Annotated in this window: 14 protein-coding genes; 13 read left to right on the forward strand and 1 reads right to left on the reverse strand. The window is 40.3% G+C overall.

Annotated elements, in window-relative coordinates; genetic code table 11:
• Positions 1-111: 111 nt before the first annotated feature.
• Positions 112-1611: a retron Ec67 family RNA-directed DNA polymerase/endonuclease gene (locus AC1P5O_RS15000; protein WP_499006269.1), complete on the reverse strand. Its 1500-nt coding sequence runs from the start codon at positions 1609-1611 to the stop codon at positions 112-114.
• 315 nt (positions 1612-1926) lie between these two features.
• On the opposite strand from AC1P5O_RS15000, the gene AC1P5O_RS15005 reads away from it, so the two are divergent.
• The 13 genes from AC1P5O_RS15005 (at position 1927) to AC1P5O_RS15065 (ending at position 11977) form a co-directional block, all read left to right on the forward strand.
• Positions 1927-2070, forward strand: a complete 144-nt coding sequence (locus AC1P5O_RS15005) for a zinc ribbon-containing protein (RefSeq protein ID WP_004645925.1) — start codon at positions 1927-1929, stop codon at positions 2068-2070.
• Positions 2071-2234: 164 nt separating this feature from the next.
• The gene (locus tag AC1P5O_RS15010) at positions 2235-2456 is read left to right on the forward strand and encodes a hypothetical protein (RefSeq protein WP_004732115.1); all 222 of its coding nucleotides are present in this window, start codon (positions 2235-2237) and stop codon (positions 2454-2456) included.
• Between the two features lie 113 nt (positions 2457-2569).
• Positions 2570-2833, forward strand: coding sequence for a hypothetical protein (locus tag AC1P5O_RS15015; RefSeq protein ID WP_004281730.1), 264 nt, complete (start codon positions 2570-2572; stop codon positions 2831-2833).
• Between the two features lie 540 nt (positions 2834-3373).
• Positions 3374-3622, forward strand: coding sequence for a DUF6868 family protein (locus tag AC1P5O_RS15020; RefSeq protein ID WP_005106158.1), 249 nt, complete (start codon positions 3374-3376; stop codon positions 3620-3622).
• A 122-nt stretch (positions 3623-3744) separates the two neighbouring features.
• Positions 3745-4458, forward strand: coding sequence for an SIMPL domain-containing protein (locus AC1P5O_RS15025; RefSeq protein WP_129717857.1), 714 nt, complete (start codon positions 3745-3747; stop codon positions 4456-4458).
• An 84-nt stretch (positions 4459-4542) separates the two neighbouring features.
• Positions 4543-5208, forward strand: a complete 666-nt coding sequence (locus AC1P5O_RS15030) for a pseudouridine synthase (RefSeq protein WP_005104122.1) — start codon at positions 4543-4545, stop codon at positions 5206-5208.
• Between the two features lie 585 nt (positions 5209-5793).
• Positions 5794-6726, forward strand: a complete 933-nt coding sequence (locus tag AC1P5O_RS15035; RefSeq protein WP_138743282.1) for an SNIPE associated domain-containing protein — start codon at positions 5794-5796, stop codon at positions 6724-6726.
• 261 nt (positions 6727-6987) lie between these two features.
• Entirely contained in the window at positions 6988-7377 is a 390-nt protein-coding gene (locus AC1P5O_RS15040) for a ribonuclease E inhibitor RraB (protein WP_004645916.1), read from the forward strand.
• Between the two features lie 250 nt (positions 7378-7627).
• The gene (locus AC1P5O_RS15045; RefSeq protein ID WP_005106162.1) at positions 7628-8074 is read left to right on the forward strand and encodes an SRPBCC domain-containing protein; all 447 of its coding nucleotides are present in this window, start codon (positions 7628-7630) and stop codon (positions 8072-8074) included.
• Positions 8075-8198: 124 nt separating this feature from the next.
• A complete protein-coding gene (locus AC1P5O_RS15050; protein WP_064097130.1) occupies positions 8199-8537 on the forward strand; it encodes a zinc ribbon domain-containing protein YjdM in 339 nt (112 codons plus the stop codon).
• Positions 8538-8671: 134 nt separating this feature from the next.
• Positions 8672-9034, forward strand: a complete 363-nt coding sequence (locus AC1P5O_RS15055; protein ID WP_138743281.1) for a 5-carboxymethyl-2-hydroxymuconate Delta-isomerase — start codon at positions 8672-8674, stop codon at positions 9032-9034.
• Positions 9035-9462: 428 nt separating this feature from the next.
• Complete coding sequence (locus AC1P5O_RS15060; protein WP_138743283.1) at positions 9463-9903, forward strand: YybH family protein; 441 nt, start codon at positions 9463-9465, stop codon at positions 9901-9903.
• Positions 9904-10024: 121 nt separating this feature from the next.
• On the forward strand, positions 10025-11977 hold the full coding sequence (locus AC1P5O_RS15065) for an AI-2E family transporter (RefSeq protein ID WP_167513714.1): 1953 nt from the start codon (positions 10025-10027) through the stop codon (positions 11975-11977).
• Positions 11978-12024: the final 47 nt, after the last annotated feature.

A 12024-nucleotide genomic window follows, 5' to 3' on the forward strand; every position in this document is an offset into this window, starting at 1 on the left:
GAAGCAGATGAAATATTATTGGCGAGATTTTCAAGTCATGACAGCTGACAAAATAGAGCAATGGGTGGAGAAAGTATCAAACCAATTCGGAAAAGAATACATGTTTACTTTTTAATGGATACTTATTGAAGATGTAGTTAATAATGATTTATTAATTAATTTAATAGTTTCTTTGAACTCACTTTTAGCAAGCTTAATTACATCATTTCCAGCCGTGTCTCCATCGACAATTATTAAGCAAGGTTTCAAACTAATATTTTTAGCTTGATAAATGAGTTTGTAATTCTTTAAAAATTTGTTGAGTAATCCAGTTCCACCCTGATATCCCATAATTTTAGAAAATCTTTTGGTTTGCTGTAATGAAGAAAATTTTAAAAAATTTAGTGAATTAGGATACAACTTATGACAAGCCAATTTTAGGTGAAGGGGGTCTGTATAACCCTCACCAACAAGAATCATTCTTTGTGGATGAACAAAGTAATGATGAAAGAGGAATTTAGTATAGAGCTTTTCAGTACTCTGCAATTCATCAAAGTTTCTAGTTTGATTATTAAATTCAATTTGTTGTTTATTTCTTATTTGAAAAATATGACTTAAAATTCCATTTAAAGCCTCTCTAGTAGTTTTATCTGTATCCATGTGAACTTTGGATTTGAAAAAATGACCTTCAGCACAAAAACTTTGAACCATAGACCTTGTATAGCGATAATATTCTTTGCTGATATTAACTTTTCTATTAACTGTTAAGCCTGTAACTTCTTGCCTATTATATTTGTTAGTTAGTCTTGTTTTTTGAGGGTTAACTTCAAATTTACTACTATTAATTGCATATTTTAAAGTAGAACCGATTACCCAACTTTTACCATCTAATTTAATTATTTCCTCAGAAAATTGAGGTAAATTGGTTGAAAGGGTTAAATCATCAACATATCTTGTATATGTAAATTTATACTTTCTTGCTAGTTTAACCATTTTAATATCGAGAATATTGCCAATTAAATTACTGATAATTGGCGAGCAAGGACTACCTTGTGGTAAGAAGCCTTCTTGTACCTGATTTGGACGGTAAGTAGCAATTTGTGCAACTAATAGAGCAATATCAAAATTCAATTGAAAATACTTATTTTTTGTAAAAAAGCCGATAATCCTAGAAAAAGTAATACTTTGAAAAAAGTCTTTTAAATCTATATTTAAAACAAGATTTTTTCCAACATGCTTTTTAGCGTTGCTATATATACCGAAATTTATAACTTTTGATTCAAAAGATGTGCGAGATTTTTTTGAGATAGGTATCTCAACTAATATTTTTTTTCTAAAACCATGTGAACTAATACATTGTACGTACGAAGACTTAGATAATCTTTTGTGTTCTAGTTCATCATAACAGTGAGTTAAAAGTATAGACAAGCGAGTCTGTAAGATTTTAAGGTCAGGAACTGGAGCTAAAATATTACGCCTACTTCCATTTTTTTTAGGTATTTTAAAACTTTTATATTTATTTTGAATTGGTTGGCTAAACAATATACGAGTAAATTCTTTTTCAGAATAACCTAGTAAGCTAGCAAAATCTTTTTGTGTTTGACATGTTTTCAATAAAAACAAATTATCCAATGGATGCCCCTTGGGAACTCATATGGTCACAGTACAGCAGAGCCAACTGTTCAGCACAAAGTATAGTATCGGCAAGCATTGGACAATACGCCTCTCACATTTTCAAAACAGACTGCGATACGCAATCTAAAAATCTTCCCAAAGGGCGATGTATTATACATAATAACTTTATTTTATAAACACTTATCGATAGATTTTTTTATTTGATATAAAGGTTCGCCCAAATGCCATCATCATTTACAAAAATGGACAATAGATATTCATTACCAGAGGGTTATACTAGTCAGACCATTTCTAAAACCATGGAGAACAAAGATGGTTACTGCTGGCGAAAAACCCGGAACAGGCTTCTATTTTTGTGTTCAATGCGGACACCGCACCTACTTAGAAATTGGTACTGATCGTTTACCACCGTGTACCAAATGCCAAGGCAATCAATTTAACAATAAGAATGCCTAAGCAAAACAACTCAAACAGTTACCCTCTGTTTTGAATGAAAGCCCTATTACTCGATAGGGCTTTTTGCTATTTAAACATCCCTATTTATAGTTTAAGATTGATTGAAAAATAATCAATAAAACCCCATCTAAAACTCTAGATTCAAAGTATTTAGGGCAGCTCAATTGCAACATTATCTTGATCTTAATCACGACTCAGGTGTTGCCAATTACGAGATTGGTAACGAGTTTATTCGCGTTCAATTCAAGAAAACCTCGAAAGTTTACACTTATAGCTATAGCAGTGCCGGTTATCAGCATGTCGAAAACATGAAACAGCTCGCTCAATATGGCGATGGACTAAATGCCTATATCAATCATCATACCCGACAGCTCTTTGTACGATAAAACTGGTCTGCTTCTTGCTTCAGTGAAAGTCCTAGAAGGCAAATATTTTCTAAAGAGTAAATACCTGCCTAGAAATAGTGCAAGTGCATATATTAAAAAGAGGGCTATCAACTATGGATATTCAACAGCACGCACCAGAGTCAGGAAAATTAGATAAAAAAGCCCATTTCTATTCCGCATGGCCGCTCATCTTGATTCTTTTCGGGGGCGCGATTGGCTCGTTTTACGCTGTGATCGCCTACCTGCTTAACCTGAAAATTTATAGTTCTGAGCTAACCAGGCTCAACAAGGTCTTAGCCAATCTTCTGTGCGGGATGTCAGCGATCAGTGCATGGTGGTTTAGTGCGCAATGGATTCAGGGAACATTCTTTCAATAAAACAGCAATCCTGACCTGAATATAAATTGCAATAAAGTCTCATTTTGGCGAATAAAAAAGCGTAAAAAATAAAAAATGGAATTTATTTCTCTATATTGGGGTTAATAGTGAAATAAATTTTCAGATTTAATCGAAATTAAAAAAACATAGGAAATTAATCCCGTCTATCTTTGCCTAATATAGCTTTCAAGGGTGTGATGGGATCGGAAAGAGTAGCATGCTGTGAGCGGCGCAAAACGCGAGTGCAGTACGAACCCAAAAGGTCTCGATCCGGCTTAGGACGCTATAGACCAAAAGTTTATAGGCTATAAGATCAGGTCTTACAAAGAATGATAGTTGAAGTAAACCATTGCGAGTTTTCCCAACACCCTAAAAAATTCTCTAGTAATATACGCAGAATAAAAAATTAAAATAAATATAAATCATAAATTTAAGAAAAATATCCATCTACGCAAGATACAAATAAACTCTTCATTTCTCAACACGATCTGTTATTTTAAAAACATCAGCTGCCCCCTAGGGGAATCCTCATGAATCCTCATGAATCTCGATATCTGGTGTCGTTTTTTACTGTTTTGCACACTCATCAATTATGTCATTCTCATGATCTGGTTCGTGGTCTATGTCTTTGCCCGAAACTGGATGAAGCAGGTGCATGGAAAATGGTTTCGGCTGTCAGATACCAGTTTCGATATGATTCATTATTCGGGTATGGCGCTCTATAAAATTGGGATTCTGCTATTTAACCTGACGCCGTTAATTGCAATCTATCTGATGAATCAAAGCTAAGTGCGATGTTGTGATTGAATTTTCAAGTGATAAAAATAAGATTGGATTAATATCATTTTATCGCTACTTGATAGCGTGGCAGGATCAATAAGAACGAAAAAAGATTTCAAAGGAGTTGAAGGATGAATCAATTCAAACCGGCCCTGATTTTAGGTGCCTTGATCGGCTTGGGAATGATTATTGCAGGATGGATTCTGGGTAATAGCGCGCTGAAAATTAAACAATATGAACGTATAGTTTCGGTCAAAGGCTTGTCGGAACGTGAAGTCAAAGCCGATGTGGCGGTATGGCCAATCCGCTTTAATGCCAGCAGTCAGGATCTGGCTGAATTGTACGATACCATGCAAACCAATACCCAGGAAATTCAGACCTTCTTAAAAAATGAAGGATTTAGCGTGGAAGAAATTACCAGTGCTTCACCGAGTATTACTGATAAATATGCCCAGCAATATGGCGGGGATGCCAATGTCGCACTGCGTTATACCGCCAGCCAGACCATCACCGTCTATACCTACAAAATAGATGCAGTACGCGCGGCACAAAGTCGCCTGGTGGCCTTGGGCAGAAAAGGCATTGCCTTTGCAGGGGATGATTCTGGGCAAAGAACGGAATATTTATTTACCAAGCTGAATGACATCAAGCCGGCGATGATTGAACAAGCCACCGAAAATGCCCGAAGTGTGGCGGAAAAATTTGCTGCAGATTCAAAAAGCAGTCTGGGCAAAATAAAGTCCGCCAATCAGGGGCTGTTTAGTATTGAAGATCGCGACAGCAATACACCGTATTTGAAGAAAGTACGCGTGGTCTCGACGGTCGATTATTATCTGGCAGATTAAGCTGAGCTGGTCAAGCACGGTAATTGACAGCCCAGAAACCGCTTGTTATTTTGCGCGCATTGTTCCAGATGCTGTACCCTTAAAATGCCCATCAATAACGACTTTGTCTATTGTCCACCGCAAGAACCGCTGCATATTGTTTATGAAGACGATGATCTGGTGGTGATTGAAAAGCCGGCCGGATTATTGTCAGTTCCAGGGCGTTTACCTGAGCATCATGACAGTGCCTATTTACGTGTGCTGGATAAATATCCGCAGGCCAAAATTACCCATCGTCTGGATATGGCCACTTCAGGTATTTTGATGTTTGCCAAACACCGCGATGCAGAAGTGGCGGTGAGTAAAATGTTTCAGGCACGCACGGTACTTAAAAATTATGTCGCGCTGGTACAAGGCAAACTCGAAGGTGAGGGCAGCGTCGAAGTGCCTTTGATTACCGACTGGGAAAACCGTCCGCGTCAGATGGTGCATTTTGAACTGGGCAAGGCTGCCAAAACCCTGTATCAGGCATTAGAATATCTACCTCAGCAAGACATTAGCCGGGTATTGCTGACCCCCATTACCGGCCGTTCCCACCAGCTTCGCGTGCATATGCTGCATATTGGTCATCCCATTACTGGCGACAAAATTTATCATCCTGAACCCCAGCGCAGTCCTTTAAATCGTATGGCCTTGCATGCCAGTTATCTGGCTTTTACCCAGCCTTTGAGTGGTGTTGCGGTCGAAATTAAGGCAGCCATACCATTCTAATTTGATTCTGCTTGATAATCAGAGCCAACCGGACACATGCTTTTTAAGCTCATAAATATGATGAGGATCAAGCTCTTAAACTGGGCAACCCGAATAAAAAAGTGTGAGAATTTATTTCGATAGCAGCTTGGAAATGAGTGGCTTTACAAGCATGTTCAAATGAAATTTTCTACTGATCCATTGCCTGATCGGCTGTCACTACCGAATATAAATTTTAATGTTCGGTTTATCTCTTGATGATGAGCTTAGAGAATTTTTATTCTTTTATCTCTCGCTATAGGCCTGATATCTTTATTTTTCAGGTTTTTTAATTTTGCTTTTATTATTTTTAAACTTTTAAATTATATCTTTTGATATAAAAAATATCGTAAGTTGTTTCAGAATGGATTTGGTTTAAGCTGGAAATCAGCCCGCCATGTATGACTTGTACATAAATATTTTGTAGAAAAATAAAATGAATGAATGACTTAGTGGTGATCAACGGCTTTGCTTATCTGTCCGAAGTGATGCAAAATTAATCATGACTTTATAATAAATTTTTAATTTGATGGTTTAGGGCGCTGCCCGGGGTTAAAGGAAAGAACGATGCTCAGTATGGCTCTCTTCGTTCTCGCGAGTATTTTAATATGTGCATTGCTATGGAGCTTGAAGGTACAGGCCTCATTACGCAGCAATATCCAGTTTTTACAGGAAAACCTGGATCATTCCCGCAGCAAATTGGCAGATTATGAAACTCAAGTCGATGAATTGAATTATGAAATCACCCAATTGCGGCTACAGAATGGCAGTTTAAACATTGCGCTGAATAAATATAAAAAATATCAGGATATCTGGGATATCGAGCAATATATTATTAACCGGACTTTGCAGGCCGAAAACTTTGTTGAAGCGACCAAGCTGGATGCTTCGATCATGATCGATGATCTCAAAGCCTATATCACAAGAGTAAAAGATTATCTTGCCCAGTTTCAGGCGCAGGTCGTGGCCGGGGTTGAGCAGGAGGCCCGACAAAGTTTGCACGGTTATTATGAACAGGCCAAACAACAGCATCGCTTGCAAGAGGTATTGAGTGCTTTAGAGCATAAAATACAGGCCAAGCGCTTCGGTTTGCAACTTCCCGCAACACAGGTTTTACAGCAGCTGATTGACGGTTATAGTGAAACGGATGCGGTTCGGCATTTATGCAATGTCCGTGACAGAATTCAGCAGGCTGTAGAAAAACAGCAGGTGGCGAGCTGTAATTATGTCGACGACAATCGCCGTCGAAGTACTATTGAAATCCTTAGTCTGGCTTTCAACTGTAAGGCAGATTTATATCTCACTCAATTAAGCACAGAAAATCTGGGCGAGATGCTGCAAGCCTTAAAGGATGATTATGTCTTGCTGAATTATACCGGGCAGGCACTGAGTCAGGCGATGATTCAAGAATCCTATCTTGATCTGCGTTTAGAGGAGCTCAAGTTCGCTGCACTGCTTTTGCAACTGAAACAGGATCATCCGCATTCACACATCGCGTAGATCATGACATTCATAGGTCTAGAAGATTTTTACCAGAGTATTCTGAATGCCATAAGTTGGTTTAAATCCTGATATTTTTCAGGATTTTTGGTCTTAAGGAATCTTGAATATATTGATCCCCTTACTTATTTTTATATTTATAAAAATCATATGTTTATTTATGGTTAAAAGATAATATTTTTTGTCTGTATCTCGATAATTGTACAAAAATCAGCTAATCTTAAATGCAGAATAAAACAGCATCATAATAAGGATACTTCTATGTCACGTGATTACAATCAATTCCCTGACGATGAAAATGGCAATGTACTGTGGCAAATGCATCAGGATGGCGACGACTTGCAAGAAGCGCACGAAATTGAATTTTCGATTGCCTTTGCGGATGAAGCGCAGGCAGATCGTTGTGCCTTGCATCTATTAAAAGAAGAGCAAAAAATCAGCCTGTTTCAGGACGAAGATAGCGATACCCTGGAATGGATCATCACGATTTATGTATATATGGAGCCTGCCTACGAAGATATCGTGGATCTGGAACAATGGTTCAGCAAAATCGCTGCACAATTTCAGGGTGAATATGATGGTTGGGGCTGTATGGCCTATGTCTATGATGATGAGCTGGATGACGAAGAGAGCAGCCTGCGTAGTAGCTGAGCATGCTTGTATTTAAATGATTTAAAGTAAGAAACCTGGTGCTGCCGGGTTTTTTTTATTACTCTTTAATTGCTATACGAAGGTTTGAGCTTGAGTATAGATACATACTCATTATATATAGCCAGCTCAAAACTGGATAAAATAACTCAGATGAGTACTTAACTCAGGCTGATGATGCTGAGGATTTAGTTACAACAAATGCAGGGAATATCCCGCAATAAAAAATAATAAGAACAAAGGACAAGAAAAAATGAGTTACACCTTAAAAATGCATCGTGTGTTCAGCGCACCACCGGAGCGGGTGTATCGTGCCTTTGTGCATCCGGATGCACTGGCCAAATGGCTGGCACCACATGGCTTTATTGCCAAAGTAGAACATGCGGAAGTTAAACCCGGCGGCAGCTATAAAACCACCTTTACCAATTTTTCTACCGGGACCCAGCATCATTTTCATGGTGTTTATCATGAGGTCATTCCCAATCAGTTGCTGCGCTATACCGATCAGTTTTCTACCCCCGAATTGCAGGGTGAAATAGAGGTCACGATCATCTTTGAAAAAGTGTCAATCGGTACCGGTTTACACATTATTCAGGTGGGTTATCCGGATGTGGTGCCGCCAGCGGTATGTCATTTGAGTTGGCAGGAATCACTGCAACTCCTGTCTTTGCTGGTTAATCCGCAGATTTCAGACAATTAATTCCTTGGATCTCCTGTGTTGGTTTCATCCCAATGTCCTCTCCATCAGCGCGCCTGACAAAGATGCTATACTGTGCGCTTATTTGTTTCATTTATTTTATTTTTCTCTTTTTTTCGAGGTTCTTATGGGTCTGCCAAACTGTCCAAAATGTCAATCTGAATATACCTATGCAGATGGCGATCTACTGATCTGTCCAGAATGCGCACACGAGTGGAAAGAAGGTGAAATCACTGAAGAGCAAGTGATCATTAAGGATGCCAATGGCAATGTGCTGGCGGACGGTGATAGCGTAACGGTGATTAAAGACCTGAAAATCAAAGGTTCATCTTCAGTGGTGAAAGTGGGCACCAAAGTCAAAAGTATCCGCTTGCTGCCTGATGCTGCCGATGGGCATGATATCGATTGTAAAATCGAGGGAATCGGCCCGATGAAACTGAAATCCGAATATGTCAAGAAAGCTTAAATTTAGCCTTAGACTAAAATTCTGACGAGAGAATAATACGGTTGATTAATCGTATTATTCTCATTATTGCTGAAATTCGGGGCTGATCATTTTCCTGTCGCCTGATCCTCACATTTCGATTTGAGATCCCTTTAATGCCGCACCTGCATCTGGAATATTCTGACAATCTGCAACATACCGAGATCAAACCCTTATTGGTTGCTATCCATCAGGCACTTTTTAACGCCGGCCATGTCACCGATCCCAATGATTTAAAAAGTCGTGCGATTATGCAGCAGGATTATGTGATTGGACTGAATGTTGTTACAGATCAGGCCTATGTGCATGCTAAAGTTTCACTGTTGAGCGGGCGCAGTGTCGAAGTTCGTCAGGCAATTTCCGAATTGGTGCTCGACGTCATGCAGCAATATATTGCGGCCCAGCCAGACTTAAAAATACAGCTTTGTGTCGAAATCATTGAAATGCCAAAGCAGACCTATAGTAAAGCCATTATCTGAATGATGGCTTTTATCTGTTGATATGGCATGGATCAAATGCCTTAAAACTTTATTAATGCCATACGAAATTTATAAACAGATCGACTTGGTCTGTAACAGCCCGCTATCTTATTCAGATCTAAAATTATTTCTATTTTTAAATGACGCTTTATGTCATTTACAGGCATGCAATAAAAGTTCTAAAGTAACTTTTAATCGCTGCTGATTTTTGAATCATCCAATTTAGAAACAGCATATTCATCCTGATTGAAATAAAAATAATTTAAAAAATAATCTTCAGGTGAGCTGTATCCAATCCGGCAGTGGGAAGAGCAAAGCGAGAATAACGCTTTAGCATAGGCAAAATAATAAGAACAAAAGATCAGAAATCGGGTGAGTTGATTGAATCCCAGATTTCAGGTCTGACTTGTCCGATTGAGGAAAATTTAATGCAGGTTTTTGGGGATGAAAAATTGGCTCAGGAAGTCATGGCATTTCTTCAGGAGTGGGATAATGCCGTAGCCAGACTTGAAATTCAGGATATTGTTCAATTATGCCGACCCGATATCCGTCTGGTCGATGTCAGCACCGAAATAACAGGCACAGCAGCCTATCAGGCACTCTGGCAACAATATCGAAGCTTTATGCCGGAAGGAATACGCATCGAAAGCCAAAATATTAATATTCATGTCACTTCTGATCTGGCTGTAGTCGATGGTTATGTCCGGGTGAATTATGCGGTGATTGAACCGATTTTCCAGTTGGGCTGGTGTCGGGTCAGCATGTGCCTGAGCAAGCAGCAGGGCAAATGGCAATTGTTACATCAACATACTTCAGTCCCTGTGCAACTCGAAACCCGGAAAATGCGCCGGATGAAAAGCGTGAGTTAATCCACTCACCTGAAAAGATTTAAGTGAAATATCTTTGCAAATGATTACAGGAATACCTTTGTAACAAAAATATAGAAAGTCCTAAATTATGTTGAAGGAATAATATTTTAGGACTTTTCAGGTGGATAACAACAAGAACAGTCAAGTAAAACCAAGACAGGCCAACCTGCAACAACAGACTGAAGTATTGATGCCGGATCAGTCCGAGCGGCAGCGCACCCAACATGCACTCAGAATGATGGCCGGTTTTGTCATTGCCGCTGTGGTGATGATGGCATTGTATTTTGGCCGTGATATTTTTATTCCGCTGGCTTTGGCTATTCTGCTGGCATTTTTACTTTCTCCTCTGGTTTCTCGCTTAAAGCGCTGGGGCTGTCCCCAATGGGCGGCGATTGGCTTGGTCATGTGCCTGACCTTGTCATTTCTGGGTGGTACTGCAACTTATCTGGGGGTGCAACTTGGTAAGCTAAGTCAAGAATTGCCGCAATATCAGGACACCATCCAGCAAAAACTGAAAATGCTTGAAAACTATCGTCAGGGACCGAGTATGTGGGATGGTGCGATCCAGACCTTTGACACGGTAGAAAATTCGATAGACACACCCGAACAGGAAACAGAAGACCCGAATGTGCAGAATGTCAAAGTGGTGGGCCTGGAACCAACGAGTGAAGAGGCTGCGCTGGACTGGTTGAATAAAATTCTGAATCCACTGGCGATTATCGGGATAGTGTTCCTGTTTATGGTATTGATTTTATTCAATGGCAAAGACCTGCATGATCGCTTTCTGAAACTCTTGGGCGGTAATCTGAATATCGGCACCGATGCGCTGGATGATGCCGGCAAAAGTATCGGGACCTATTTGCGCATGCAGCTGCTGGTCAATGTCACTTATGGTATTCCCATGGCGATTGGGCTGTTATTGATTGGCGTGCCGGCAGCGATTATGTGGGGGCTGGTTGCGGTGGTTATGCGTTTTGTACCCTATGTTGGCCCGATTGTTTCAGCTATTTTCCCGATCACGCTGGCTTTCGCCGTTGATCCGGGCTGGGACATGGTGCTCTGGACTGTCGCCTTGATACTGGTGCTGGAACTTATCAGCAATAACGTGATTGAACCTTGGCTTTATGGGGAAAGTACCGGTCTGTCTACCTTAGCGATTATTTTGGCTGCCACGTTCTGGACCACTCTCTGGGGACCGGTAGGGCTGATCTTGTCGACGCCTTTGACTGCCTGCCTGCTGGTTTTGTCCAACTACGTGCCGGCACTGGGTTTTGTTAAAACCCTGCTTGGCAGTACGCCAGTATTGTCACCCTCCGAGCGTTTTTACCAGAGACTGGTGGCTGATGAAGTCAATGATGCAATGCAGGTAGCCAATGATTACATCTGTGCGCAATTACCGAAAAAGTCCAGTGCAGAGGAGGTGGCTCGTCGTGTACAAATGTTCTATGGCGAAGTGGCCATTCCAGCCATTCGGATTTATTCGCAAGGACATGATACTGATGTTACTGCCGAACACCGGTTGCGTCTTTATCAGGGCTTGCAGTTCTTTAATCATGCGTTTCAAAAAGCCTATCCGAGTAAGATGAGTGCCGAGCAGCCCGAAGTCTATTGCGTTGGTGCACGTTGGGAAATTGACACCCAGATTTCTGCCATGTTGGCACACGCGCTGAATCTCAAAAATATTGCTGCCCGAAATGATCCGGATGTATTGATTCAATCGAGTGAATCAGGAAAGGGTATTGTACTGCCAGCTTCGATCAAGATTTTATGTGTGTCGATTTTTCATCATGCGCCTGCGGCACAGATTCGGCTGCTGAAATATAGACTGGCGCAGCAATATCCTGAGCTGAAAATCATTTTTGCGACTTGGGGCGTGATGCAGCTGGAGCTTCTGGATGAACTGCAACAACGTTTTGAGCTGGAGGCATTGGTCAATAATGTCGATGATCTGATTCTGACTATCGAAACTTATACCTTGAATGAAGGCGAAAGCTGGTTTGAACCGTACCGGGTTTGTCGGAGAGTCAATATTCTGAGAGACTATCCCGATGACAAAATTAAAATATACCCCTGAAATCAGAGAAAGAGCGGTTCAATTATTGATTGAATCCGAGAAAGATT

Source organism: Prolinoborus fasciculus, from assembly GCF_056724605.1.

What these genes read in the sequence shown, in the direction of transcription:
- AC1P5O_RS15020 (WP_005106158.1), top strand. Translation starts at nt 3,374, where the DNA reads ATGAATCTCGATATCTGGTGTCGTTTTTTACTGTTTTGCACACTCATC.
- AC1P5O_RS15055 (WP_138743281.1), top strand. Translation starts at nt 8,672, where the DNA reads ATGCCGCACCTGCATCTGGAATATTCTGACAATCTGCAACATACCGAG.
- AC1P5O_RS15045 (WP_005106162.1), top strand. Translation starts at nt 7,628, where the DNA reads ATGAGTTACACCTTAAAAATGCATCGTGTGTTCAGCGCACCACCGGAG.
- AC1P5O_RS15015 (WP_004281730.1), top strand. Translation starts at nt 2,570, where the DNA reads ATGGATATTCAACAGCACGCACCAGAGTCAGGAAAATTAGATAAAAAA.
- AC1P5O_RS15005 (WP_004645925.1), top strand. Translation starts at nt 1,927, where the DNA reads ATGGTTACTGCTGGCGAAAAACCCGGAACAGGCTTCTATTTTTGTGTT.
- AC1P5O_RS15025 (WP_129717857.1), top strand. Translation starts at nt 3,745, where the DNA reads ATGAATCAATTCAAACCGGCCCTGATTTTAGGTGCCTTGATCGGCTTG.
- AC1P5O_RS15035 (WP_138743282.1), top strand. Translation starts at nt 5,794, where the DNA reads ATGCTCAGTATGGCTCTCTTCGTTCTCGCGAGTATTTTAATATGTGCA.
- AC1P5O_RS15030 (WP_005104122.1), top strand. Translation starts at nt 4,543, where the DNA reads ATGCCCATCAATAACGACTTTGTCTATTGTCCACCGCAAGAACCGCTG.
- AC1P5O_RS15060 (WP_138743283.1), top strand. Translation starts at nt 9,463, where the DNA reads ATGCAGGTTTTTGGGGATGAAAAATTGGCTCAGGAAGTCATGGCATTT.
- AC1P5O_RS15050 (WP_064097130.1), top strand. Translation starts at nt 8,199, where the DNA reads ATGGGTCTGCCAAACTGTCCAAAATGTCAATCTGAATATACCTATGCA.
- AC1P5O_RS15040 (WP_004645916.1), top strand. Translation starts at nt 6,988, where the DNA reads ATGTCACGTGATTACAATCAATTCCCTGACGATGAAAATGGCAATGTA.